Origin of the sequence: Solibacillus isronensis (genome assembly GCF_900168685.1) — a bacterium.
In the GTDB taxonomy this organism is placed as follows: domain Bacteria; phylum Bacillota; class Bacilli; order Bacillales_A; family Planococcaceae; genus Solibacillus; species Solibacillus isronensis_A.
The window spans coordinates 862367-887640 of record NZ_FVZN01000014.1 but is presented as its reverse complement, the minus strand read 5'-3'; the positions used below and the strand labels follow the sequence as shown (position 1 = coordinate 887640).

Annotated in this window: 23 protein-coding genes, 2 pseudogenes and 2 riboswitches; of the genes and pseudogenes, 3 read left to right on the top strand and 22 right to left on the bottom strand. The window is 38.2% G+C overall.

Going from position 1 to position 25274, the window contains the following annotated elements; genetic code table 11:
• Nucleotides 1-366: 366 nt before the first annotated feature.
• Nucleotides 367-543: an aspartyl-phosphate phosphatase Spo0E family protein gene (locus tag B5473_RS12915; RefSeq protein ID WP_079525787.1), complete on the top strand. Its 177-nt coding sequence runs from the start codon at nucleotides 367-369 to the stop codon at nucleotides 541-543.
• 191 nt (nucleotides 544-734) lie between these two features.
• Here the strand turns inward: B5473_RS12915 and B5473_RS12910 are convergent.
• The 6 genes and pseudogenes from B5473_RS12910 to B5473_RS12890 all read right to left on the bottom strand — a co-directional run.
• Nucleotides 735-1052, bottom strand: a pseudogene (locus B5473_RS12910) (VOC family protein); the annotation flags it as partial.
• The gene (locus B5473_RS20500) at nucleotides 992-1312 is read right to left on the bottom strand and encodes a hypothetical protein (protein WP_139377738.1); all 321 of its coding nucleotides are present in this window, start codon (nucleotides 1310-1312) and stop codon (nucleotides 992-994) included. The pseudogene B5473_RS12910 and the gene B5473_RS20500, both read right to left, overlap by 61 nt.
• 666 nt (nucleotides 1313-1978) lie before the next feature.
• On the bottom strand, nucleotides 1979-2908 hold the full coding sequence (locus B5473_RS12905) for an HD-GYP domain-containing protein (protein ID WP_079525785.1): 930 nt from the start codon (nucleotides 2906-2908) through the stop codon (nucleotides 1979-1981).
• A gap of 91 nt (nucleotides 2909-2999) precedes the next feature.
• Nucleotides 3000-3695, bottom strand: a complete 696-nt coding sequence (locus B5473_RS12900; RefSeq protein WP_079525783.1) for a hypothetical protein — start codon at nucleotides 3693-3695, stop codon at nucleotides 3000-3002.
• A 70-nt stretch (nucleotides 3696-3765) separates the two neighbouring features.
• A riboswitch (cyclic di-GMP riboswitch) is annotated at nucleotides 3766-3855 on the bottom strand.
• Between the two features lie 146 nt (nucleotides 3856-4001).
• The gene (gene glnA / locus B5473_RS12895; protein ID WP_176142121.1) at nucleotides 4002-5348 is read right to left on the bottom strand and encodes a type I glutamate--ammonia ligase; all 1347 of its coding nucleotides are present in this window, start codon (nucleotides 5346-5348) and stop codon (nucleotides 4002-4004) included.
• A 40-nt stretch (nucleotides 5349-5388) separates the two neighbouring features.
• Nucleotides 5389-5784, bottom strand: a pseudogene (locus tag B5473_RS12890) (MerR family transcriptional regulator).
• Between the two features lie 315 nt (nucleotides 5785-6099).
• Here B5473_RS12890 and B5473_RS12885 point away from each other — a divergent pair.
• Complete coding sequence (locus tag B5473_RS12885) at nucleotides 6100-6957, top strand: YitT family protein (protein WP_079525779.1); 858 nt, start codon at nucleotides 6100-6102, stop codon at nucleotides 6955-6957.
• A gap of 50 nt (nucleotides 6958-7007) precedes the next feature.
• On the opposite strand, the gene brnQ is transcribed toward B5473_RS12885, so the two are convergent.
• The 13 genes from brnQ to B5473_RS12820 form a co-directional block, all read right to left on the bottom strand.
• The gene (brnQ, locus tag B5473_RS12880; RefSeq protein ID WP_079525777.1) at nucleotides 7008-8360 is read right to left on the bottom strand and encodes a branched-chain amino acid transport system II carrier protein; all 1353 of its coding nucleotides are present in this window, start codon (nucleotides 8358-8360) and stop codon (nucleotides 7008-7010) included.
• A gap of 177 nt (nucleotides 8361-8537) precedes the next feature.
• Entirely contained in the window at nucleotides 8538-9113 is a 576-nt protein-coding gene (locus B5473_RS12875; RefSeq protein ID WP_079525774.1) for an ECF transporter S component, read from the bottom strand.
• Between the two features lie 242 nt (nucleotides 9114-9355).
• A riboswitch (FMN riboswitch) is annotated at nucleotides 9356-9530 on the bottom strand.
• 104 nt (nucleotides 9531-9634) lie between these two features.
• Nucleotides 9635-10852, bottom strand: a complete 1218-nt coding sequence (locus tag B5473_RS12870; protein ID WP_079525772.1) for a hypothetical protein — start codon at nucleotides 10850-10852, stop codon at nucleotides 9635-9637.
• Nucleotides 10849-11382, bottom strand: coding sequence for an RNA polymerase sigma factor SigX (locus B5473_RS12865; protein WP_079525770.1), 534 nt, complete (start codon nucleotides 11380-11382; stop codon nucleotides 10849-10851). The genes B5473_RS12870 and B5473_RS12865 overlap by 4 nt, the downstream gene beginning before the upstream one ends.
• Before the next feature lie 161 nt (nucleotides 11383-11543).
• The gene (locus B5473_RS12860) at nucleotides 11544-13319 is read right to left on the bottom strand and encodes an ATP-binding protein (RefSeq protein WP_079525767.1); all 1776 of its coding nucleotides are present in this window, start codon (nucleotides 13317-13319) and stop codon (nucleotides 11544-11546) included.
• Nucleotides 13312-14028 carry a response regulator transcription factor gene (locus tag B5473_RS12855; protein ID WP_079528693.1) on the bottom strand — a complete coding sequence of 239 codons (717 nt, stop codon included), beginning with the start codon at nucleotides 14026-14028 and terminating at the stop codon, nucleotides 13312-13314. The genes B5473_RS12860 and B5473_RS12855 overlap by 8 nt, the downstream gene beginning before the upstream one ends.
• A gap of 190 nt (nucleotides 14029-14218) precedes the next feature.
• Nucleotides 14219-15403, bottom strand: coding sequence for a c-type cytochrome biogenesis protein CcsB (ccsB, locus tag B5473_RS12850; protein ID WP_079525765.1), 1185 nt, complete (start codon nucleotides 15401-15403; stop codon nucleotides 14219-14221).
• A complete protein-coding gene (locus tag B5473_RS12845; protein ID WP_079525763.1) occupies nucleotides 15400-17058 on the bottom strand; it encodes a cytochrome c biogenesis protein ResB in 1659 nt (552 codons plus the stop codon). The genes ccsB and B5473_RS12845 overlap by 4 nt, the downstream gene beginning before the upstream one ends.
• Nucleotides 17059-17071: 13 nt before the next feature.
• Complete coding sequence (resA, locus tag B5473_RS12840; RefSeq protein WP_079525761.1) at nucleotides 17072-17605, bottom strand: thiol-disulfide oxidoreductase ResA; 534 nt, start codon at nucleotides 17603-17605, stop codon at nucleotides 17072-17074.
• A gap of 106 nt (nucleotides 17606-17711) precedes the next feature.
• Nucleotides 17712-18455: a pseudouridine synthase gene (locus tag B5473_RS12835; protein WP_079525759.1), complete on the bottom strand. Its 744-nt coding sequence runs from the start codon at nucleotides 18453-18455 to the stop codon at nucleotides 17712-17714.
• A gap of 360 nt (nucleotides 18456-18815) precedes the next feature.
• Entirely contained in the window at nucleotides 18816-19790 is a 975-nt protein-coding gene (locus B5473_RS12830; protein ID WP_079525757.1) for a D-alanyl-D-alanine carboxypeptidase family protein, read from the bottom strand.
• A gap of 12 nt (nucleotides 19791-19802) precedes the next feature.
• Nucleotides 19803-20393, bottom strand: coding sequence for an SMC-Scp complex subunit ScpB (gene scpB / locus B5473_RS12825; RefSeq protein ID WP_079525755.1), 591 nt, complete (start codon nucleotides 20391-20393; stop codon nucleotides 19803-19805).
• A complete protein-coding gene (locus B5473_RS12820) occupies nucleotides 20359-21141 on the bottom strand; it encodes a segregation/condensation protein A (protein ID WP_079525753.1) in 783 nt (260 codons plus the stop codon). The genes scpB and B5473_RS12820 overlap by 35 nt, the downstream gene beginning before the upstream one ends.
• 148 nt (nucleotides 21142-21289) lie before the next feature.
• Between B5473_RS12820 and B5473_RS12815 the strand changes: the two genes are divergently transcribed.
• Nucleotides 21290-21790, top strand: coding sequence for a DUF309 domain-containing protein (locus B5473_RS12815; protein WP_079525750.1), 501 nt, complete (start codon nucleotides 21290-21292; stop codon nucleotides 21788-21790).
• Nucleotide 21791: 1 nt separating this feature from the next.
• Here the strand turns inward: B5473_RS12815 and B5473_RS12810 are convergent, their stop codons facing one another.
• The 3 genes from B5473_RS12810 to B5473_RS12800 all read right to left on the bottom strand — a co-directional run bounded on the left by B5473_RS12810 (nucleotide 21792) and on the right by B5473_RS12800 (nucleotide 25213).
• Complete coding sequence (locus tag B5473_RS12810; RefSeq protein WP_079525748.1) at nucleotides 21792-22151, bottom strand: GNAT family N-acetyltransferase; 360 nt, start codon at nucleotides 22149-22151, stop codon at nucleotides 21792-21794.
• 194 nt (nucleotides 22152-22345) lie between these two features.
• Nucleotides 22346-23665: a diaminopimelate decarboxylase gene (gene lysA / locus B5473_RS12805; RefSeq protein WP_079525745.1), complete on the bottom strand. Its 1320-nt coding sequence runs from the start codon at nucleotides 23663-23665 to the stop codon at nucleotides 22346-22348.
• A gap of 102 nt (nucleotides 23666-23767) precedes the next feature.
• A complete protein-coding gene (locus tag B5473_RS12800) occupies nucleotides 23768-25213 on the bottom strand; it encodes a spore germination protein (protein ID WP_079525743.1) in 1446 nt (481 codons plus the stop codon).
• Between the last annotated feature and the right edge of the window lie 61 nt (nucleotides 25214-25274).

The following is a 25274-nucleotide window of genomic DNA, read 5'->3' as shown; positions in this document are numbered from 1 at the left end:
CTCCCCCTTCTATATATCGACATTGAAAACGGTTACAAACCTAAATTTCGATTTATCGGGTACTTTATTAGAATAATCTATCAATTAATAATTTACAAACTAAAAGGTAATTTTTCAAAAAACAGGAAAATAATCATTTCTAAATCAATATCTTTTTTAACTATTTCGTTTCATAATTGAAGTCAATATGAGATGAAATTATTTTTGTATAATACCCCTATTTTTTACAAATTTATGAACTTTTTATTTTTACCACGATTCGACACTTAATTATTTTTTAATAAGTTACGATGAATTAACGTTGTTTTATTTAACTAAGAAATAATAAAACATCGTAATACTTCAGAAAGGAACATAAATTTAGCAATGAAATTTTTATTTTTCAAAAAAATATTTAGGCTAAGATTGAGAATAAGAATTGAATCTAAAAGAAAAGACATGTACAAAAAAGCAAATGATCTAGGATACACACACCCTGAAGTAGTACATTGCAGCCAAGAATTAGATGAATTACTTAATAAGTATTCGGATACTGCTGCGTAAAACAGAGAGAATACATAAATAATGTTGTCCAGGTTCGTAACATGGAACTGCCATATTTATGTTTTATTAATGAAAAGCGTTGGAGCATACAGCCCCAACGCTTTCTTTTTTATACATTTTCATTTATTGGCGCGTCCTCGCTATGTAACGATAGTGCTGGTTTTGTTTCTATATATACTGTTTACCATATATTAAATTCCCTCTGTGTTCATCAATACTATACGCCAGCCATCCGGGTCCTCAATCGTCACACCTTTTTCTTTCCAATATGGATTTTCAGGCGGAACCTCGGGGTATCCCATACTAGCAAGTCGAGACTGTACTGCTTGAATTTGTTCAGCATCAGGCATATAAAATACGAGCAAATTATCTTCCGTTGGTGCAGGACATGGACTTCCGTCAATATGTTCAGTAAACTCCAGGTGATATGATGCATCCGGTAAGCCAATCATAATACCAGTGTATCCACGATGCCCTTTAAATCCGCCAAGTCTTTTAAGACCAAGACCTTACCAAACATTGCTGAAAAAAGTAGCCAATTTGCGGACATCGTTTCTTTGAATGAAACCCAGCCATGTAGAGCAATCGAAAAAGCTACAAAAATGCTGCCTGTTTCAAGTATTCCATGGATAGCTCCATGGTTGGCTCGAAACGGCTCATATAGAGCTGAAAAGAAATCGTATTGAAAGTTCAACAAAACGAAAAAGACGATGGAAGCAAGCGCAAGCAACCTTGAAGGCAGTGCTATCCGTCGAATAAAAGCAATCATTGCTATCCTCCCCATTTCCACCTTAGGCAAACCTTTATGTCCAGCAATTTCAACTGTGAATGTAGTAATTTTTCTTTTTACGTTTTATGTATTTAAAAAAGTTGAATGGCGTTCTTTTCCATTTCAATAATTATACAATGTTTTCTGCATAATATCGAATTAATAAAAAATATAATCGACTTTCTATCTTTCTAGCTGATTCTAGAAGTTCCATTTTATTTATGATTCATTATCTGGAGAAATTGGGGCAATAAAAAAGTTTATAGGCAAAATGTGGACAAGAAAAAATCAGCTTGTGGAAAGTAAAAATGAAAAAGCGTCGGAACGCCCCAACGCTTTCTTTTTTATACATTTTCATTTATCGAGGCATTCCCATAGCTTACCTAATGCATCTTCCATTCATATGTATTACATAAAAATGGGCAAATCAGACTTTCTCTTTTAGCCCTAAAAAATTGCAGTACCCGTACGGAGACCCTATTCTTTTTTCGAAGGTTATAACGGGTCATCTCCTTACTAGGATATTTTATTGCATAATCAGCAGTTATTCTTTAAAACTTTTTTTCCCCGTACAATGTAGTTTGCACGAAGAATTTTTTCCTTTACCATATTAATAAAACGCTCGATAAGTTGCGTCGTTGGCTATAATACTTATTATTTATAAACTTATTTTCCGGTAGTACAATAATCAATAAGCCCTTCTTCTTTTAATATCTCTTCTAGAGCGAGTACAACCTCTTGATCATAATGAGTACCTGCCAGATTCTTAAGTTCATCTATCGCAAATTGTGCTCCAAACGCTTTTCTATAAGCTCGGTCTTCTGTCATCGCATCAAATGTATCACTTACAGCTATAATCCTCGCTTCCAACAGAATTTCATCTCCCCTTAAACCGTTCGGGTAGCCGGTGCCATTCAGCCTTTCATGATGCTGTTCAATTATAGGAACAAGTTCCTTATAGTAGGATTCCTTAATCATGGCTGCACCGTCAGCAGGGTGTTTCTTGATAATGTCAAATTCTTCATCCGTTAATTTACCTGGTTTATTTAAGATCTCAGATGGCACATGAATTTTGCCTATATCATGCAATACAGATGCTATTGCCAGATTTTCTAGCTTCTCTTTATTTAGCTTTAGTTTTTTAGCAATTTTAACGGAATAATTCGCAACTCGATCACTGTGTTTTTGAGTATAGATATCTTTCAGTTCCACTTGTTTTTTAATTTCAATAAGAGAGGATATGTCCTTACTGATATGAACGAATGTTTGTTCGGTAAATACACATAATAAGGATACCTTGGATAAAGCAGTAAAGTGTATCGGATCACTGAGCTCTCTTGCAATAAAATAGTCTTTTGGACTTAATATATATTTTTTATTTTCCACTTCACATTCAACTTCACCTGATACTATAAAATAAAATTCTAAGGCATTAACATTTCCACTCGGATATACATAGAATAATTTGCCTTCTCCAATAGTCTGCTGGATAATTTCTACACCATCTCCACGGGTAAATAAACTGATTTCTAAGTTATCGTCAAAATGAACCGTCTCAAGAAAAGTGCCTTGCTTACCGATTGTAAAACCTGCCATGCTATCCCCCCTACATAAACAAAAACGAGCTCTATTAGAACTCGTTTAAATTATACTACAGCTATGTTCAGAAATGTTAGATAATATTACATTACCAACCAACTACTCTGATCGGATCTATCCAAACCCACTGATCAGCAAATCGGACAAGCTTCCAGCTGCATTCAGCCTGAACCCCTTTTTCAGCTGCTTTTTTAATTGTTTCTTCTGACATTTTCAGAGTTTTGTTAAAAATGTCTGTAATAACCTGATTCAATTCTTTTGTATATTTTTCTGTTTTTTCTTCAGCCTTCAATGATTTTTTATCCAATTTTTCCTCTAATTTATCAATCTTACCTTGTATCTTGCTTGCTTCTTTACCATCCGCTATTTCCAGCTGTCCTGTAGCTTCCTCTATGTCCTGATGAATTTCTGCGATTTTTTGATTAATTTTCTTTTGTTCTATTTCAATTTTCTCATTAATTTCCAATAATTTTTTCGCAAGTTTTTCCTGTTTTTCTATATCTTTTTGAGATTCTGCCAAATCAGATAATACCTTTTCTCTTTCATCTTTCAATTTTACTACAGAATCTTCTTCTTCTATTTTACGAATATCTAAAAGGTATTTCGCTTGTAACTCGTCGGCTTTTTTTACAGCCTTCCCGATTTCCTCATCAATTTCCTTATTCTTCTTTTCAATTAACTCAAGTGCGCTTTGAACATCCTTATTTACGGAGGCAAAAGCAGCTGGTGATCCTGCACCTAAAAATAACCCAACCGAAAACAAAATTAAGAATAGCTTTTTCATATAATTCTCCTCCTAACCTTATTCATAATTGAGACAATAAAAAAGGCCCTTTTTGTCCGGGGCCCTTTCATTCCGCAACTGGCTGGCGTTGTATTTTCATCTACTTTAGCCCCTATAGTTTTGCGTCCATATCTTTTCAGATAGGTTGCCCTTAAGTCTTTATTATGTTCAACCTCTATTATAATAGATATACATAGCTAAATCTATATCAAATTGTATGATTTTTCGGCATTTTCAATATATTTAAATTTATAGCGGAAAGTAAAAATGAAAAAGCGTTGGAACCATAGCCCCAACGTTTTCCTCTTAGTACATCTTCATATATTGATCGCGTTCCCACTGTGTAACGGTAGTGCGGAACATATCAAACTCCACTTCTTTCGCTTCTTTGAAGTTTGCATAAATATGGTCGCCTAAAGCATCAATGATTACTTCATCTTTCGCTAAAGTAGCCAATGCTGCATCCAATGAACCTGGTAAACTTGCAATACCATACGCTGCACGCTCTTCCGCATTCATCACATAAATGTTACGGTCAACCGGTGCTGGTGGCTCGATTTCATTTTTCACGCCATCCAATCCTGCTGCCAAAATAACAGCCATTGCTAAGTAAGGGTTTGCAGATGGGTCAACTGAGCGTAATTCAATACGAGTGGATAGACCACGTGATTCCGGAATACGTACTAATGGCGAACGGTTTTTAGGTGACCATGCCACATAACAAGGTGCTTCATAGCCCGGTACTAAACGTTTGTATGAGTTGACAGTCGGATTTGTCACCGCTGTAAATCCTTGCACATGCTTTAAAACACCTGCTAAGAAATGTTTCGCTGTTTTTGATAACTGCAAGTCTTCCCCTTCATCCCAAAACGCATTTTTGCTGCCTTGGAATAATGATAAGTTGAAGTGCATTCCTGAACCGTTCACACCGAATAAAGGTTTTGGCATAAATGTCGCATGTAAGCCATGTTTTCGCGCAATTGTTTTTACTACCAATTTAAACGTTTGAATGTTATCGCACGCTTCCACCGCGTTGGCATATTTGAAGTCAATTTCGTGTTGACCCGGAGCTACTTCATGGTGTGATGCTTCAATTTCAAAGCCCATTTCCTCAAGTTCCAATACGATATCACGGCGGCAGTTTTCCCCTAAATCTGTCGGTGCCAAGTCGAAGTAGCCACCATCATCATTTAATTCTAATGTTGGATTGCCTTTTTCATCTAATTTAAATAAGAAGAATTCTGGTTCAGGTCCTAAGTTAAAGCTTGTAAAACCTAAGTCTTCCATTTCTTTTAACATTCTTTTTAAGTTTGAGCGCGGATCCCCTTCAAAAGGAGAGCCGTCCGGACGTGCGATGTCACAAATCAGCCGCGCAACTTTCCCTTTTTCTGCAGTCCATGGGAAAATCATGAAAGTATCTAAATCCGGACGCAAATACATGTCAGATTCTTCTATACGCACGAAACCTTCAATTGAAGAACCGTCAAACATCATTTTGTTATCCAGCGCTTTATCTAACTGACTTACCGGAATTTCAACGTTTTTGATTGTTCCTAAAATATCGGTAAATTGCAGACGAATAAACTTTACATTTTTATCTGCTACAATTTTTTTAATGCTTTCTTTCGTCGCTTTGCTTGTTCCATTCACCATTACATTTGCCATACTTCAACACTCTCCTTTTTAGTTGGTCCTACTCAGTTTTATATTGAAAGAAACGCGATAAATCGCCTTGACGTAGTGATGTCTTTTGCATGCGCTGTGCTTGCTGCATTTCTTCACGCAATATTGCCCGCAATTCTGTATCTGTCACGCGTACTACGTCAGGTTTCTTTACATACTATTTCGATCTTATTGCAAATACCTTTTTGACACCCGCCATATTAATGCCCTGGTCGAGCAGCTCTCTTATTTCCAGCAATGCATCAATATCATCAAGGGAAAACATCCTTCGATTCCCTTCTGATCTGGCAGGGACGATTAATTCATGTTCTTCATAATAACGAATTTGTCTAGCCGTTAACTCCGTCAATTGCATAACCATGCTAATCGGCAGTAACGGCATCGCTCTTCGAAACTCTCGACTCATTATCTCGCCTCCCTCTTCTTACCATTTACTTTAAACTAATGTAACATCCGTTGTCAATCTAATGTAATAAAAACTAACATACGTTTTTTAGAACGATTTTATCGCATAATTCGAACATTCTCTTAAATGGTTTTTTAATCCATGTAATCTTTCTGGACATATTTCATAATGAAATGACGTAAAATTTCCTTATCAAAAAAATCACTACACTACCTATTTATTTTTTTGCAAGAAAATTGGTTAATTTACTCGTTGAAAAGTCATCAAGCCAAAATTCATGTATAATTATTACCATGCAAGTTGAGGGGGAATTTTATGACGAAGCAATACATCGCAAAGTCAATCGGACAAAAAATAATCGTTATTATTGGCGGTTTAATCGCCGCTTACGGATTAGAAGCAGTATTAATACCAAATAATGTATCGGATGGTGGAATCACGGGGATTAGTATCGTAATTTCTCAGCTAACGCCAATATCATTAGGCCTGCTGATTGCCTTGCTAAACATCCCGTTTATTTATTTAGGATATAAACAAATCGGAAAAACCTTCGCAATCAACTCCGTTATTGGTATTGCATCATTAGCAATCGGTACTTCGCTTATGCACCATGTTCCAACAATCATTACTGGCGACGCATTGCTTATTACCGTTGTAGGCGGGATTATTTTAGGTATTGGTATGGGGTTAGCACTTCGTAATGGTGGTGCTCTTGACGGGATAGACATGCTTGCAGTATTACTATCTAGAAAATTGCCCTTTGGTACAAGTGATCTCATTCTATTTTTAAACTTTTTTGTTTTCATCGTCGTATCGTTTGTATTCGGCTTTAAGGGTGCTTTGTTATCAGCAATTGCTTATTACATCGCATCAAAAGTTATCTTAATTGTTGAAGAAGGACTTAGTGGTTCTAAAACATATAAAATTATTACTAAAGAACCGATTAAAATGGTTGAAACAATACGGGATCGTCTAGGTCGAAGCGCGACTTTCAGCACAGTATACGGTGCCTACTCCCATCAGGAATTCCAGGAAATCACATGTGTAATCAACCGGATGGAAGAAAGTAAAATAAAGGGAATTATTCGTGAAATCGATCCGAATGCCTTTGTGACAGTATACGAAGTGGTCGAAGTTAAAGGTGGAAGCTTCAAAAAGCAAGATATCCACTAAAAAAGAAAATGGTTGTGTAAAAGGACATTTTTCCTTTTACACAACCATTTTTAATTTGAATTGATCTCATTCCTGCGATTCGGAATACATACTCCAATAACCGCTCCTGCTATCGCCGGTACTATCCAGCCTAGACCAATGGAGTAAAGCGGCAGGTAATCCGCATAGACAGCTGAAATAGAAGACAGCACACCCACTTCAAATGCCGGTACACTTCCGATCAACGCATTATACCCATCAATAATACTAATAAAGAAGACGAGTAAAATTGACCCTGCAAATACAGGTTTTTTATAATGAAATAGCGGACCTAAAAGTGCCAGTATAATTAATACAATTGCCAGCGGGTAAAGGAACATCAATACTGGAATTGCATATGTAATAATATTCGTCAACCCAAAGTTCGCAATGATAAATGAAACTGCACATAGCATTACTACAAATGTTTTATAACTGATTTTCGGAAACACTTCATGGAAAAACTCACTGCACGAAGTAATTAGCCCAATACTCGTTTTTAAGCATGCAAGTACAATAATAATCGCCAGCAGAATTGCGCCGTATGAGCCGAAGTAATGATCGGCAACCGCAGCAAAAATTTGCCCGCCATTATCAAAAGTACCAATTGCCGTTATACTTGATGCCCCCATATAAGCAATCAGACCGTAAATTAGCATCATTAATGCCATTGCAAAAATACCTGATTTCCAAGTCGCTTTTGCAATCTCTTTCTTATCTGTAATACCTGTCCGCTTTATAGCATTGATGACAACAATACCGAATGCAAGCGAAGCAAGCGCATCCATCGTATTATAACCTTCTTTAAAACCTGTCATAAACGCCTCGTTAATATAGGTTCCCGCAGGCTCAACAAATTTCCCCATTGGAGAAAACAGACTAATTCCGATTAATACAAATAAAAAGATTAAAAACGCCGGCGTTAAGTACTTCCCTATAATGTCCATTATCTTTGCCGGATTTAATGAAAAATAAAAAACGATCGCGAAGAAAATAAAACTGAATACCGCAAGCCACAATGCCGCCTGTGAAGGATCGATAAACGGTTCAAATCCAACGACAAACGGTACTGTTGCTGTACGCGGAATTGCAAAAAACGGCCCGATCGTTAAGTATAAAGCCAATGCAAAAAACAATCCAAACATCGGATGTACTTTGCTTGCCAAATCACGCAACCCATTACTTCCCGACAATCCGATTGCCAAAATTCCTAAAAACGGCAAACCAATTGCCGTAATTAAAAAGCCAATTAGCGCAAACCAATAGTTCGTCCCTGCCAATTGCCCCATTTGAATCGGAAATATTAAATTTCCTGCTCCAAAAAACATCCCAAACAGCATCGTTCCGATCACTGCATAGGTTGAAAATGGTATTTTCTTGTCCATCATATTCTCTCCTAAGATGTCATTTCATGGTGTTATAATGAAACGTCCAAATTTTCTTTACAATGTACAATATCATATCAGCACAATAACCGAATGACAATAGTAATAGTAAATATAAAAGGAGCGATGTCATAAAGTTAACACTTTTATGACATCGCTCCATAATTTATTATTTAATTAAGCTAAATATTGTCTGCGCTGATTTTCAATCCATACACGCATTGTACGGTAAAGCATTGTCACAACCACAAACATCATAATCCCTTTAACAATATTAAACGGTAAAATACCTAACACGATCGTTTCGTACATATTATATTCGAAGCCTAGTAAATACGTATAAAGCGGTAAGAACGCCACGTAGTTTAATGCCGCCATTCCAAGTGACATTACAACTGTAGAAACAACTAAGCCTGTCATTAACCCTTTTGCAGAAGGGAATTTTTTATAAATATAGTAAGCTGGTAAAATGAATAATACACCTGTAGCGAAGTTAGCCATATGACCTACCGGAATTCCTTCAGGAGCCCCTGTGTAAATCCAGTCAAGCACATTTTTAACAAGTTCTACTAGGATACCTGCAACAGGTCCCATCGTAATTGCCGCAATCAATGCTGGCACATCACTGAAATCAATTTGTAAGAAAACCGGGAACCATGGTAGTGGGAAATTTAACAACATAAGTACAAATGAAACCCCACTCAGCATTGCAATTGTTACGAATGATCGTAACTTTAAACTTCTTTTTTGCATATAAATCTCTCCTCTTTGCTGATTCCATCCCGCAAGAAGAAAGGACGTATCAAATCATTTCATGAAAAAACCCTTATGCTATACTAGAGCATAAGGGAGAAATAGGCACACTTAAATAAAGGGTCTATCTGTGCATTTGCAGCTATTCCTGTTTTTTGTATACGAAAAGTATTCCGTTAACAAATAAGGAATTAGAAATCAGTACTGCAAAGCACGGCATTTTCAAAAAATGACGACCGTACCTTCACCTTCTCCCATCCAGACTATACTGTCGGCTTTGGAATTGCACCAAATCCTGCACACAAAAAGTGGCTCGCGGGCTCGAAAAGTTCGACATAACATCCTCCAAGTAAATGGTCAGAAGTTATAACTTTTATTACCGCCGGTCGGGAGTTACACCCTGCCCCGAAGATGAATCAATATGAAATTATGTAGCAATTACCTTGCTATAACTATTATTATATATAAAAAAAAGGAATTGTAAAGCCCATTGCTTACAATTCCTAGTAAAATTATTTGAATTATTGAAATTCATAATAGATACGGTTCGCCGCAACCGGCTTCTCTATTGGTTTTGTGAAATCAAAACCGCCCCATTGTTCCTGTACGATATTTTCAAATTTAACCTGTTTATCAAAACTTGCAGCTGTCATTATTAACCCTTCGATCATGCGCATCGCTTGAGCAGGTTCATAATTCTCCAAGTTCAAAGGTTCTTCAAACGTAATCGTAACGACGGACTCAGCGTCTTCAACTTTCAAATAGACGCCCGGCAATATTACCGTTCTGTATATATCATTCGCTTCCACCGTCATATTTTTGATTGCTTCTTGCACATCTTTAAAGCTCATTCGGAAATTCGGACTTAAATATACCGCCCCATTGCGCATCTGATACATAAAATAATTATATTGAGAGTTCTCATCATTTAATAAAAACGGCTCATTTACATCGCCAACGTGGTCAAAATAAATTGGTTTTCCGGCCGTATTTTCTATTTCTACTTCCATATATGCCTCACTGAAAGTATCAACAAGGGAGCCGAGATAATTCGATAAGGAAGCTGTTCCCGCATCGTATTGGTGATCTTCCGGCAGCGTATGGACAAGCCTGTTCCCTTCCTCACGCAATTCACCCTTGTAAGGATGGTATTCATTAAAACCTAGCGACTGTTCGTCAAGCAGCGGACTAAATGTGTTATAAAGTTCCAGCTTCGTCGGATTTTCTGTACCCGTTTTTTCGGCAACAATTTCATTTGGAATCAATATACTCACAGGTACACTTTCTGCATCATCACCTGCAAGACCAATTGCAAATAATGTATTGTCCTCTAGCTCGTTTTCATAAACCAATGTTTGCTCAGGTTGCGCTTCCGTCGAGAAACTATTAATCATGGAGCGTTGTGTTGATGCATCTTCTTTCGCACTCATAGTCGCATTTTCTTCCGACTCCGGAGTGGCAAGATCGAATGCTTCATTCTGCAAAGTAACCGACTCATTATTGCCTATAAATTGCGCACTGATTAAAACTATAATAAATATTGATGCAATCGAAACGAATAATGGTGCCCAGCGTATGCCTTTTTGATTGTTTTGCTGTATGGTAGGCGGATCTTCATTAAATGCTCCTTCATCCATTAAACGATTAAATACCTCATCTTTTGAACGATGATCGGTTACTTTCGGTGCTTTTTTCAGAAAAAGTTCAATCTCTTTTTCATCCCAATGCTCCTTTTTCATAATGGATTCGCCTCCCTTCCTTCTTGCGCTTCCAATAGCAGCCGCAGATTCTTTAAAGCACGGTGCTGTGTCGTTTTAACCTTTCCGGTCGTCCATCCTAATATTTCCGCTGTTTCCTGAATTGAAAGTTCTTGAATAAACCGCATAATAATAACCATTTTCTGATCACCTGAACATTCCTCCAATGCAACGAGTAATTGATGGAGCTGATCATTTAATTCGGTAAATTGTTCAGGTGAAGGGACTGGGCTTACAAGTTGCTCTGTCTCCCAATCAAAAGCTGTAAATGCATGTTTATCTCGAACTTGTTTTTTTCTAAAATAGTCAATCGCCACATTTTTTGCTATAGAGAACAGCCAAGTTTTTTCTGAACTTTTCCCTTCGAATCGGTCGTATGATTTTAATACACGAACGTATACTTCATGGGCAAGATCCTCAGCTGCGGTACGATTTTTCACTAAGTAAAATAAGAAATTAAAAACATCCTGATGATACGTATCGTATAATCGATGGAAAATGGATTGTTGCACCCATCCCACCTCCATTCACGTAATTTGTCGTTTTCGAAACAAAAAAGTTACACTAATCATCCGTTACGAACGAACTGGTTCATTAAAAAGAAAAGTTTATCACTTTGAACGATTCAAAATGATAAACTTTTTCAAACTCATAATTCCATTACCCCACTATATTAAGACAATGGCAAGTAAAATGTAAAGGTTGTTCCTTGCTGTTCCACACTATCAACAGAGATTCTGCCGTTATGTGCTTCCACAATGTTTTTCGTAATGGCCAAGCCTAAGCCCGTTCCGCCTTTCGAACGTGTACGTGCTTTATCTGCTTTGTAGAACCGTTCAAATACATATGGCAAATCATCTTGAGGAATGCCTTGCCCTGTATCCCTAACTTGAATTTTTGCATAGTTTTGCTCATTTGCCATTGAAACAGTTACCGATCCATCTGCTGGTGTATGGCGAATCGCATTGTCAATCAAGTTTGTTAATACTTGTTCGATACGGTCTTCATCAATCGAAATAAGCGTTTCATCTGAAAAGTCGGTTTCAATCAGCAATTGCACATGCTTTTCTTTCGCTGTTTGGTCAAATTTATGTGTCATTCGTTCAATAACCGCAACTAATGGCACGTCTTCCTTATACAGACTCATATGTCCTGATTCCATCCGCGCCAAGTCAAGTAAATCTGTTACGAGACGACTCATACGCTGCGATTCATCGTATATTACCCGGATCATATCAATACGTTCTTCCTCAGTTGTGACAACTCCATCAATAATCGCTTCAGAATAGCCTTGGAGCATCGCGATTGGCGTGCGCAGTTCATGTGATACATTGGCGATGAAATCCGATTTCAGTTTTTCCAGTTTCGTTTCTTCCGTTTTATCACGTATAACAGCAACTGCACCACGAATGGAATCTCTGCTGTACAGAGGACTAATCGTAATACTGTAATAGGATTTACCCATTTCAAACTCTTCGTCCAGCTGATCCTCAAAATTCAACACATGATCAAGCATGTGATAAAGTTCATCCGGTATCGGCTTTGAGCTATCCAATCCTTTTTCGACGAACCATTTTTGCAGTAGTCGCTCTGCTGGAGGATTGCTCACTAAAATCGTTTTATCGCGATTAAATGTAATAACGGAATCGGTCATCGATGTTAAAATGCTCGATAATTGTTCTTTTTCTTGGTTAATCACTTCCAAATGATGCTTCAATTGACGGCCCATCTGGTTAAAGGCAACGGCAAGCTGACCAATTTCATCATTTTGCTTCGTTTCAATTTTCGAATCGAAACGTCCCTTTGCCAATTCAAATGCATGCTCTCTCATTTTACGCAATGGAAGCGTTATTTTAGAAGATAGGAAAAATGCAAAAATTGTCGTCAATATAAATGCAATAGCTGCAGCTAATACAACAATTTTCGTTGTTTCACTACTTGTCTGGTGTAAAGCATCGGGATTTTTGTAAATAAAGACCGCCCCATGTAAATCTTCAACACTTTTCAGCGGGAAACCTAATACAATATAATTGGAATTGCTCGCTTCTTCCCGATTTGAAGGCAGCGTCAGTTCCTTTACTATCGGCTCTGATGATGCATATACTTCTTCAAATGCTTTACTGCTTATTATTTTTTGCTGAATTTCTTCTTTATTGATGCCTTCTTGTCTTGCATACAATATTTCATCTGAACTTTTGGCGATAAGTACGTTTGTCGTTTCCGTCAATAACTCCGAAATGATCGCAAACTGCTTATCATCGATCTCTTCCTCATCGATAATACTCGCAATGGCTGCGGCCGTTTGCCTTAATGAAGCCTCGGATTGCTCGTTATGATAATTTTCAAGAAACTCCAACATGAAAATTGTGAAAATAAACAGGACAAATGAAACGAGAAGCAAAATGGTTACCCATAGCTTCCCGACAATACTTGTTGCTATTCTAATCATTTACGACCTCGAACTTATAGCCTACTCCCCAAACCGTAACGATCATTTTCGCTGCATTTTCAGAGACACGGTTCAGCTTTTCACGCAGGCGCTTAACATGTGTATCAACTGTGCGCAGATCGCCAAAGAAATCATAATGCCAAACTTCTTTTAATAATTGCTCACGGTCGAATACTTTATCGGGTGCCTTCGCCAAAAAGTATAATAATTCGTATTCTTTCGGTGTTAAATTTACTTCCGTTCCATCCGCTGTCACACGATGTGCATCATGGTCGATCGTTAAATGCGGGAACACAACTAAATCTTTAGAAGATGAAGCATTTGAAACAGGTGAAAATACTGCTGAACGTCTTAATATTGCTTTAACACGCAATACAACTTCTCGCGGACTAAATGGTTTCACAATATAATCATCCGCACCAAGCTCAAATCCTTGTACACGGTTTGCTTCTTCACCTTTTGCCGTCAACAATATAATAGGCGTTGTTTTCTTTTCGCGCAGTTCAGCACAAACTTCCAAACCATCTTTTTCAGGCATCATAATATCCAACAAAATACAATGATAATCTTTCTCAAGTGCCATCGAAAGTGCTTGTTCTCCATTTTCCGCTTCTTCTACTGTATAGCCCTCACGCTCTAAATACATTTTTAACAAACGACGAATTCGATCCTCGTCATCCACTATCAACACAGAAATATTTTCAGACACTGGTGTTGCCCCTTTCAAAAACTCTATTTCTCTTCTCTATTGTACCTTTTTAACGAACGATTGAAAAGAAAAGCCCAATCATTCAGATTGAACTTTTCTAACTTTATGACAGTTTATTAATTATTTTGCATAGAATTGGAAACTATCAAAATAGCTTTAATAATAGTGTGAAAAGGAACTTCTTGTCACATTATGCATAAGAGTGTAATCCAGCGATAACTAGATTAACTACGACTAAATTGAATAAAATAATAAGGAAACCAATTACCGTTAGCCATGCACTCTTTCTTCCTTCCCAACCTTTTGACAGGCGAAGGTGTAAAAATGCTGCATAAAACAGCCATGTAATAAGTGCCCATACTTCTTTTGGGTCCCAGCCCCAGAATCGGCCCCATGCTTCCTGTGCCCAGATCATCGCAAAAATAAGCGCGCCTAATGTAAAGATCGGGAAAGCAATCAAAATTGAACGGTAGGCGATTTCGTCCATCAGCGTCGAGTTCACCCGTTTCACTAATGGCTGGAACATTTTCGCTATCTTTCTTCTAAAGATGAGTCGAATCAGTATATAAATGATTGTACCGAATAGAACAGACCAGAAAACAGTTGTAAGTTTCCGCGCATCGATCAATGCCGGCAACTCAAATAATGGTGTCATACGGTCTTCAGTCAGTTCCACATATTCATTCATACCGAATACAGCCGGCATCAAATACGTAGATGTATTGACTTGATCCAATGTATCAACGTATTCATACTTCGCTTCATAACCCACCGCGTTGAAAGTAACTGTTGCCGCAACAAATCCTACAACTAGTACACAGCAGAACATGACTGTTTCCAGCCAAAAACTTTCTTTTGAGCGCTCATCCATATTCACATTTCTCAGCAAGTATATAAGTCCGGCTACCGCACTAATCCCAAAAATCGATTGCCCTAATGCTGCAGTCGTAACATGAATTGTCAGCCAATGACTTTGCAGTGAAGGTACTAAAGGACTTACTTCTGTCGGGAACATAGAGGCATAGGCAATGATCAATAATGCAATTGGTAATGCAACAACGCCTAATGCCGCAACTTTATACGTAAAGTAAATGACGATAAATGATAGTACGATGAACATACCGAATGCTGTCGTAAATTCAAACATATTACTAACCGGTGCATGTCCTGTATACACCCAACGCGTAATGAAATAACCTAACTGTGCAACAAAACCGATAATTGTAACAACAAGGGCAATTTTACCGTATTTATCTGCCCGTGCTGCTGCCGTGTCATTTTTCACTTTTATTGCGCCTGCAAATAAAAATGTACCAACTAAGTAAGAAATGAATGCAGCATACAGTAAATAACCGCTTAAATCGATTAAACTCATAAGGTTTTACCATCCTTTTCTGTTTCAACATGTTCATTGTTTTCTATTTCCTGTTGATCTACGTATTGCGGTAAATGAGCATTCTTCGTTAATGCATCTAAATCTTTTTTCATACTAAACCAGTTTTTATTCGTATGTGCTGCCAGACGTATTGTTCCATCCGCCATCTGTTCAATCCATATACGGCGATGATTCCAGTAGGAACCGATCGCAACACCAATCATAAAGATAATCCCCCCTACGATTAGAATAGGGATTGTCCGATCATAACGGATTGTTAAACCCGACATATGGCGTGTTTCCACATTCGAAAACTTCATTTTGTAAATGTTGTCACCTTCAGGCTCCAGTGTTTGCTGGATCGCAACAAAGCTTGTCTCTCCTTCCGGTGTTTCAGGAGTAATCATTTTAAAAATAAATGCCGGATTATTCGGTGTTTGGGTCGCAGTTTGCGGTACACCTTCTTTAAAACCTGAAAAGTCCGGATAAAAACCCATTAATTCGACTTGTGCGCCATTTTCGAGCATATACACTTCCTGCGGGTTAGTTAAATCAATGCTAATTTGACCAAGCGATTCTTCCGTTTCCTTATTCGTCAAATCAAATACCATTGTTTTAATCTCATTTAAACGGAAATCCATCTGATAAAATGCATAGCCTTCATGCTTGAGCGGATGGTTTACCTGAATTCCGTATTTCTTTACTTCTTCCAGGTTTTCAGCCTGTCCCGGCACACTGTTTTCTTTCTGTTTATACAATGTCACGTCCGTCTGGAAATTTTTCGCGACTACATTGACCCCTTGCTTGATCTGCTCACCTTGAGGAACATTGTCGTATGTTTCAAGAATAAATTTGTCATTCTTCAGGAAGTACCCGTCCATTCCCGGTACAGCTCGTGTTTCGCCTTCTCGGAGCCACATCGATTCATCCACGTACATGCCCGGTACTAAATGGAGCATGACCCCAATTAAAAAGACGATTAATCCAACATGGTTTATGTAGGCACCGTAGCGTGAAAAACGCCCGCGTTCCGCTAAAATGGAATCATCTTCACGTCGGATATTGTATTTTAAATTTTTTAAAGATTGTTCAACGAGCTGGAGCGTTTGTTCAGGCGTTTCAGTTGGTTTCCCTTCACCAATAATTCGCTGACGCTTCATAAAGTTTGTATGTCGTTTAACTCGTTGATTTTTTAAAGATTTATGTAATGGAATACCTCTATCTATACTTGCAATAATAATGGACACACCTAACATTAATACAAGTAATTGGAACCATAGGGATGAATAAAGATCCGATAAACCTAACGCGTAGTATATTTCACCGAACCATCCATAAACATCTGAATAGTACTTTTCCTTCTCCGCGTCTGTCGCTACACTTATGTAAAACTCCTGAGGCAGGATTGTACCAATTGATGCTGCTATTAAATTGATAATAATGAGCGTAATTCCGACTTTCACACTTGAGAAAAAATTCCAAACCTTATCAATAATTGACTTGTTATAAGTTTTTGAACGTATGGCTGTCCCTTCGTACCGCATATCTGCAATTTTTTTGCTTTTTTCCTCTGCGGATAATGGAGAACCGCATTTTTGGCAGAGTGTTGTACCTTCAGGATTTTCATGCCCGCATTCACAAAGTAGTTTATTCATTGCGTAAAAACTCCTATTCCGGCTTTATTGACTCCATATATTGCACAATTTCTCCTTCGGTCATTTCTCCAGTAATAATACGGTCTATTGTACCGTCGGGTTTAATGAAAATTGATGTAGGCAGGGGTCCAATATTATAGGCAGTGAAAACACTTTTCGTTTTATCGATCGCAACAGGGAATGTCATCCCCATATTCGCCACATATTTTTTTACTTCGAATTCAGACTGTGCAAAGTTAACGGCAATAATTTGAACATTCTGGTTCTTAAATTCCGCATATTGACGAGTCATTGCAGGGAATTCGCGTTCACACGGTTCACACCATGTACCCCAAAAATTCAGAACGACACCCTTTCCCTCGTAGTCTTTCAATCTATGCTTTTCACCATGCAAATCTACTACTTCAAAATCAGGCGCCTGTGCCCCGGCCTGTACAATATTAATTTTATCTTTCGTTACGGCAGCGTAAACTGTATATCCGATTGCGATTGCTAAAATGGTTAAAATGATACCGCGAGTCACAGAACGTTGTTTCTTTTTTTCCAAATAAAAAACCCCCTTCCACTTCAGCAACTACTGTTGCCTATTATAGCAAATTATTACAAAATTTAAATTCTTTTCTTTCAGAATGATTTATGAATATCTTAAACTACTAATTGTTATAATCAATTTTTCCTGTTTCAGCTAATACACGTAGTAGCTTTACTTCATGTTTTGTCAGCTGACGGTATTCGCCCGGGCTAAGTCCTGTTAAATCCAGAAATGCAAAGCGCTCACGTTTTAATTTCACGACAGGTGTACCGATTGCTTCAAACATACGGCGGACTTGACGATTTCGCCCTTCATGGATTGTAATCTCACAAATCGCTTTACCAGCCTTTTCATCAAAGCTGGTCATGCTTACTTTTGCTGGAGCCGTTTTTCCGTCTTCCAGCTTAATACCGCTTTGAAGCTTCATTAAACCTTGTTTTGTTGGGATCCCTTTAACACGCGCAATATATGTTTTGTCGATTTTGAATTTCGGATGTGTCATTAAGTTTGAAAACTCTCCGTCATTCGTTAAAAGCAATAACCCAGTCGTATCATAATCTAAACGTCCTACAGGGAAAATACGCTGGTGAACATGCTTTTTAAAAATATCAGTTACTGTTTTTCGCCCTTTATCATCAGTTACTGCTGAAATATAGCCGCGTGGTTTATATAGCAGGAAATACACTTTATCTTCTTTTTCAAGTTTTACGCCTTCTACTTCAATCGTGTCCGAGTTGGATACTTTTGTACCAAGCTCTTTAACTACGACTCCATTCACTTTTACTTTACCTTCTACGATTAATTGCTCTGCTTTACGTCGTGATGCAACGCCTGCATAGGCAATCACTTTTTGTAATCTTTCCATAAGTTCACCTCATTGATTGATAAACTGCAAAGACGCATACTTCTTCAGCATTCGTCCCTGCACTTTTCATTTACTGCTCTGTTAATTATTAAATATTATTGCTGTAATCCACAAATACGAGCGAAAATAAATCCTTAACGAATAAAAATTATGTCATACTTTTAGAACTTAATCAATTACGCCAGGGCGTAATTGCGTCTGGATTCGGCTTTGAGGCCCACAGGATGTGGGTAAGTCAGCTGTTGTCGCATGATGCGACGTATTTAAGCTGACTACCTTGTTTAGTACTCCCTTTCGAATCCATGACATCCCCGGGGCCTTACCTTCAATCCGGAAGTTAAAGATATTTCACATTTTGGATTATTTTACTGTCACAAGCTTTGAGGATACGAGCGCTTCATCTGCATATAAAAGCCAAACCCCTCGATCCGAGCCTTTCAGCCGTGACACTTTAACAATATGCTCAAAATTCGGTCGTTCTTTTTTATGGAGCAGCATTTGGAACGGTTCATCCAACTCGATTGCCAGTCCGTTCGCATTATATTTCCCTTTTTTCACAATCGTTTGTTTTTCAAAATTGTTGTCGATAAAATTCGCCAAGTTACGGTGGATATTCCAATCATTTCCTTCGTTAATAGTAACGACAACAAATGATTTTTGTTCCCGTTCAAAATACGTTGCCAATGTTCGTCCAGCCACTTTTGTATAACCTGTTTTTCCTGCAATGGCCCCTATCTTCTCATGCATAAGTCGGTGCTTATTTCTCCACTGCCTGCCATCCGAAAAATTTTGTGTCGAAGCAATTTTTCTGAATTCGGGATTCATCATCGCTATTTGCAGCATTTTTGCCGTATCGTAGGCAGAGGATAGATGGGCTTCATTGTGCAGCCCTGTAGGATTTGTAAAAGTTGTTTCATTTAATTGATAAAGCTCTGCCTTTTCGTTCATTAGCTGAACAAAACCTTCTACAGATCCTCCAACATGCTCTGCCAGCGCAGTAGCGGCATCATTTCCTGATTGCATCATTAAACCATGAAGCAAGTAATCAATCGTATACGTCTCGTTTTCCAGTAAATAAATTGATGAGCCTTCAACAAGCGAGGCTTCCCTCGAAATGACAACTTCATCGGTAAGCTCACTATTTTCCAAAACAACCAGTGCCGTCCAGATTTTTGTCAGGCTGGCGATCGGAAGACGTGCATGTTCATTCACACCCATTAATGTCCGCCCATTTTCGGCATCAATAACAACATAGCTATTATAAGCCGCCTGAATTTGTGACGAACTACTCAAAAATACGAACAATACAACAATAGAAACAAACCACTTTTTCAACAGGCCACTCCTTTAATTTTGGTTAAATGTTTCCTGGAACTTCGTTAAAAATAAATCAGTCGGCTGATCATCTTCCTGATCGACTTCTTCCGGTAACGGCGGCAATTCTTTAATATTTTTTAAGCCAAAATAATTTAGGAACTCTTTTGTCGTCCCATATAAAATTGCCCGTCCTGTTCCTTCCGCCCTGCCAACTTCCTGTACAAGCGCCCTTGAAACGAGTGTCGCAATCGGGCGTTCGCTTTTCACCCCTCGCAGATCTTCCACTTCCGCGCGCGTGATCGGCTGCTTATACGCTATAATTGCCAGAACCTCTAATGAAGCTGCGGTTAATACTTGGTTTGTCGGGTTTTCAATTAATTTTTTCAATGTGTCGGTCACTTCCGGTTTTGTTGTTAATTGATATGTACCGGCAAGCTGTTTTAATGTAATTCCCCGCATTTCCTCCTCATTGTAATGAGACAGGAGTTCGCTTAATCCCGCTTCAATATCCATAGGTTCTACTTCTATATATTGTGCAAGTTGTTTAATAGTCATACCTTCATCACCAGCTACGAATAATAGTGCCTCAATTCGGCTCAGTAAGTTGTTCGAATTCATCATTGATCTCCTCTTTTGTCAATAATACAGATAAATCATCGAAGTTATTTTGCTGTTCCACAAAAATCACTTGGCGCTTCATTAATTCCAGTAATGTTAAAAACGTCAATACAAGCATTGGCTTATCCTCTGCTTCAAACAATTGCGAGAACATAACTCTTCCGCCTGCATTTTTTAGAATGTTTACAACGGAGCGCATTTGTTCCTTCACTGAAATTTCCTGTCTTGCGATGCGCGTTGACAATGGTTTTTTCAACTGTTTACGACGCATTAGTTTTTGGAACGCACTTAACATATCGTAAACATTTACATTTTGATCAAAAAGCGCTAATTGTTCTTCCGGCATAAATTCCGACAAGTCTGCCGGTGCTTTCGTGAACACTTGCCCACGCTCTGTTTCCAATTCCTGAAGTTGGACAGCTGCTTCTTTATACTTTTTATATTCGATTAAACGTGCAACAAGCTCTTCCCGTGGATCGACTTCATCTACTTCGAGTTCCTCTGCATCGATTTCGTTTTCATTAATCGGAATGAGCATACGGCTTTTAATCGCTAATAATGTTGCGGCCATTACTAAATATTCGCTTGCTTCATTCAATTCCAATGTTTGCATCGCATGGATGTGATCAATATACTGTTCCGTTAATTCCGCCATTGGAATATCATATATATCAATTTCCAAACGATGAATTAAATGCAATAATAAATCTAGCGGCCCGCTAAAGGCGTCTAGTTTCACTTCGTAAGACATAAAATACCACCTATCGTTATTCGGAAATTATCATTAGCATCTAATTCACGCTATGATTAATTTTACGTTTTGCTAGTTAGTTTATTCGTCAAAATTCAACCAAATATAGCAGAACCTATCTAATTAGTATAGAGGAAAGGAGAAAACAATGCATCCTTTGTTTCATCCACTATTTATCGATTATTGCGCTTATTTTAATGGCAATAATGACTATTTTGAATGCCATGAAGTTTTAGAAGAATATTGGAAGGAAATCGCACCAAGAGAAAAGTTTCATCCGTTAGTAGGCTATGTCCAGCTTGCGACAGGTATGTACCACTTTCGGCGGGCAAATATTACTGGTGCTGCACGCATAATGGAAAAAGCCATTGTTAACTTTGAGCTGAATCACAATAGTGAATTTTTCGAGTATATAGATGTAAGACAATTGCTTCTCCTGATGAAAAACCAGCTTCGAAAAATACAGGAAAATCAACCATTCGCACACTTTACACTGCCTATTACAGATCGACAGCTGCAAGAATTGGTACATGAAAGAATAAAGTCGATTCCTCCTATGGATTCACACTTTATTTTCAATAAACATATGCTTCGGGACCGGTCAGAAATACTGGAAGCTAGAGAATTTAAAAAAAGAAGTCGACAATAAGTTAGTCGACTTCTTTTAATATAGGTATACATTTTTGGACAAATGCACTTGTATCTTCATTCGCTTGAATATGTTCATAGCCCATATTCCGCAGTTCATGTAACATTTCTAATGCGACACCTTCACCACGATACGACGGGATGACTGTAATATGTTGAACGACTGCAGCATCATTTTCTTCTGCAATCCCTATAGCCCCTACATATTCTTCGCCATTTTTCCATAAGAAGAGTGTCCAATTTTCATTTTGTTCATATTGTTGAATGGTTTCCATTAAGCGTTTAATGTCTTTTTCTTGTGGCATTAACGAAATTAATCCCATTGCAATTTTTTCAAGTGCTTTTTTATATCGAACTAACATTTTACATTCCCTCAATTCTACCATTGCACATCCTATCAAAAGATCGACCGAAATGCAATAACACAATTTTCCAACGTTCAGTTTGAAAATTTGTAAATTAGCGGACTAATAATGTAAATGAACAAGAGCGACCAAATCACAATTCCAATTAATAGACCGATACCCCATTTAGCTTGCTTGGATAATTTCAACGGCTATTCACCCTTTGTAAATGTTAACGGCAAATCATTTGCCACTAAATCTTCATAGCTTTCACGTTTAATCGCTAATTGGTGCTCTCCGTTTTCAACGAATACAACTGCCGGTCTTGGTACACGGTTATAGTTTGATGCCATTGAATAACCGTATGCCCCTGTACAGAACATCGCTAAAATATCACCGGTATGTGCATTTTGTAATGACGCATCAATAATTAACTTATCTCCTGACTCACATAGCTTACCTGCAACAGTGTATGTACTTGTTTTTGGATCATTTGCTTTATTGGCAATAATCGCTTCATATTTTGCATCGTAAAGTGCTGGACGGATATTATCGCTCATCCCGCCATCAACAGCAATATATTCACGCACATTTGGTACTGTTTTCTGAGAACCGATTGTGTACAGTGATGTACCTGCATCACCAACTAAAGAACGGCCTGGCTCAATCCAAATTTCAGGCATTGTCAAATTAAGTTTTTTACTTTCATCCTGCACTGTTCGAATCATGTCCGCAACATATTCATGAGGTTCTAAAGGCTTGTCCTCTTCTGTATAACGGATACCGAAGCCACCGCCAAGATTCAGCACTTGTGCAACAAAACCGTGCTGTTCTTTCCATGCACCCATTTTTTGCATTACTTTACCTGCTGCCAAACTAAAGCCTTCTGTTTCAAAAATTTGAGAGCCGATGTGGCAATGTAAACCTAATAGTTCGATATGTTGATCGTTCACTACTTGCTTAAATGCCTCATCAGCTTGTCCATTATTTAAGTCAAAGCCAAATTTAGAATCTGCTTGACCTGTTGTAATAAAATCATGAGTATGTGCTTCAACACCTGGTGTCACACGTAATAAAATTTTCATTTGCTGATTTTTCTGCTGTGCGATTTCTTTAATTAACGAAATCTCGTAAAAGTTATCGACTACAATACAACCGATTCCCGTTTCAAATGCCAATTCAAGTTCGGCAACCGATTTATTATTGCCATGGAAATGAATGCGATCTGCCGGGAATCCAGCTTTAATCGCTGTATAAAGTTCTCCGCCTGATACAACATCCAGCGACAGGTTTTCCTGCGCAGCTAACTGATATGCCGCAACACAGGCGAATGCTTTAGATGCATAAGCAACTTGCGCTTTTACACCTAATTGTTCAAATGTATCGATAAAGCCGCGTGAACGTTTACGAATTAACGCTGTATCATAAACGAATAACGGTGTCCCGTATTGTTTTGCCAATTCAATTGTATCTACCCCGCCAATTGTTAAATGACCGAGCTCATTAATTTGCTGTGTTCCATATAAATGCATCGTATTCTCCCCTGACTTAGCTAATCCTCGCTAATATTCTCAAAAATCACAAAATATTATATGAGAACTTTAACATAGGTGTCAAAGTGATGCAATTCATGTTTATACACGTTTTCGCTTTTTTGCGTTCACGATAAATGGCCTCGGTGCATCTTCCGACATCGGTGTTCGAATAACAACACGAGCGAATGCCTTCGGGAAAAACGGCACAAGCGGCCATAAATACGGCACATTCATCGGTTTCAATGAACATAAATAAGTGAAAATCAAGAACGCCCCAATAAAGAATCCGTTAATGCCAAATAACGCGGTCGCGCTTAATAGAATCAAACGGAACACTTTCACCGAAATACTCAATTCGTAGTTCGGAATCGCAAATGTAAAAATGGCGGTAATCGCAGTATATAGTACAATTTCACTTGAAAATAGTCCAACGTCGATCGCAATTTGCCCGATGATAATACCGGCGATTAATCCCATTGCGGTCGATAACGGTGTTGGTGTATGAATCGCTGCAATTCGCAAATATTCAATCCCGATATCCGCAATTAATATTTGCAGGAATATAGGAATTTCACCTTTTTCATTTATCCCGATAAATGCTAACTTATCGGGGAGTAACTCGGGATGTGTAACGAGTAAATACCAGTAAGGAAGTAAAAGAAAGCTTAAAATAACCGCTCCAAAACGAAGGAACCGCATCATCGTACCGACTAACGGCGCCTGGCGATATTCTTCCGCATGCTGCAGCAAATGGAACATGGTGACAGGGATAAGCATTACAGAAGGCGATGTATCGACCATAATCGCAATATGCCCCTCTAAAATATGGGCAGCTACAATATCTGGCCGCTCCGTATAGCGCACAAATGGCAAAGGGTGATATTTTTGCTTAAACAGCCATTCCTCCAACGATTTGTCACTCATCGTTAACCCATCATGTTTAATTTGCCCAAGCCGTTCAATGATCCATTGTAAATGGTTCTCATTTACTAGATCATCCATATACGAAAGAACGATATCCGTTTGGCTATAGGTCGTTACGTGATGCATATGAAATCGCAGCTTTTCACTTCGTATGCGTCGACGAATCAATGCCGTATTCAAAATAATATTTTCGGCAAAACCGTCTCTTGAACCACGAATAACTTTTTCATTGTCAGGTTCTTCTGGATTACGTCCCGGATAATTCCGGAATTCCGCCAAATAGCAGTAACCGCTTTTCGTAACAAACCCTACTCGCCCACTTAAAACTCCGAGCATAAAGTCATCAATCGACGACGCTAAATCTACCCCGAAGAAGTTGAAGTGGGCGTGAAAATAGTCCTGTTCATCCAGTATTTCTTCATCATCGTTGTCCCGCTGTAGATCAGACAGTATTTCCGTCAAGCTGTCTCCATTGATGAGACCGCTCACATATACCGTTAATGTCGGTAAATTTTTGATCGTAATTTCTTTAATACATAAATCAAAGTTCTTCTCTGGCTCAAATTTTGAATTGAAGAAGCCTTCTGCAATTTTCATTGATGTAAAAAGCTGATTTGTCATTTTTTCACCGCTTATTCATATTTAGTCTAATACACCATGGAGTAATTGCGGGTCACTTAAC

Excerpts from the sequence above, each read along its gene's own strand:
- B5473_RS12915 (WP_079525787.1), top strand. The coding sequence starts at position 367 with ATGAAATTTTTATTTTTCAAAAAAATATTTAGGCTAAGATTGAGAATA.
- B5473_RS20500 (WP_139377738.1), bottom strand. The coding sequence starts at position 1,312 with ATGATTGCTTTTATTCGACGGATAGCACTGCCTTCAAGGTTGCTTGCG.
- B5473_RS12905 (WP_079525785.1), bottom strand. The coding sequence starts at position 2,908 with ATGGCAGGTTTTACAATCGGTAAGCAAGGCACTTTTCTTGAGACGGTT.
- B5473_RS12900 (WP_079525783.1), bottom strand. The coding sequence starts at position 3,695 with ATGAAAAAGCTATTCTTAATTTTGTTTTCGGTTGGGTTATTTTTAGGT.
- glnA (WP_176142121.1), bottom strand. The coding sequence starts at position 5,348 with ATGGTGAATGGAACAAGCAAAGCGACGAAAGAAAGCATTAAAAAAATT.
- B5473_RS12885 (WP_079525779.1), top strand. The coding sequence starts at position 6,100 with ATGACGAAGCAATACATCGCAAAGTCAATCGGACAAAAAATAATCGTT.
- brnQ (WP_079525777.1), bottom strand. The coding sequence starts at position 8,360 with ATGGACAAGAAAATACCATTTTCAACCTATGCAGTGATCGGAACGATG.
- B5473_RS12875 (WP_079525774.1), bottom strand. The coding sequence starts at position 9,113 with ATGCAAAAAAGAAGTTTAAAGTTACGATCATTCGTAACAATTGCAATG.
- B5473_RS12870 (WP_079525772.1), bottom strand. The coding sequence starts at position 10,852 with ATGAAAAAGGAGCATTGGGATGAAAAAGAGATTGAACTTTTTCTGAAA.
- B5473_RS12860 (WP_079525767.1), bottom strand. The coding sequence starts at position 13,319 with ATGATTAGAATAGCAACAAGTATTGTCGGGAAGCTATGGGTAACCATT.
- ccsB (WP_079525765.1), bottom strand. The coding sequence starts at position 15,403 with ATGAGTTTAATCGATTTAAGCGGTTATTTACTGTATGCTGCATTCATT.
- B5473_RS12845 (WP_079525763.1), bottom strand. The coding sequence starts at position 17,058 with ATGAATAAACTACTTTGTGAATGCGGGCATGAAAATCCTGAAGGTACA.
- B5473_RS12835 (WP_079525759.1), bottom strand. The coding sequence starts at position 18,455 with ATGGAAAGATTACAAAAAGTGATTGCCTATGCAGGCGTTGCATCACGA.
- scpB (WP_079525755.1), bottom strand. The coding sequence starts at position 20,393 with ATGATGAATTCGAACAACTTACTGAGCCGAATTGAGGCACTATTATTC.
- B5473_RS12820 (WP_079525753.1), bottom strand. The coding sequence starts at position 21,141 with ATGTCTTACGAAGTGAAACTAGACGCCTTTAGCGGGCCGCTAGATTTA.
- B5473_RS12815 (WP_079525750.1), top strand. The coding sequence starts at position 21,290 with ATGCATCCTTTGTTTCATCCACTATTTATCGATTATTGCGCTTATTTT.
- B5473_RS12810 (WP_079525748.1), bottom strand. The coding sequence starts at position 22,151 with ATGTTAGTTCGATATAAAAAAGCACTTGAAAAAATTGCAATGGGATTA.
- lysA (WP_079525745.1), bottom strand. The coding sequence starts at position 23,665 with ATGCATTTATATGGAACACAGCAAATTAATGAGCTCGGTCATTTAACA.
- B5473_RS12800 (WP_079525743.1), bottom strand. The coding sequence starts at position 25,213 with ATGACAAATCAGCTTTTTACATCAATGAAAATTGCAGAAGGCTTCTTC.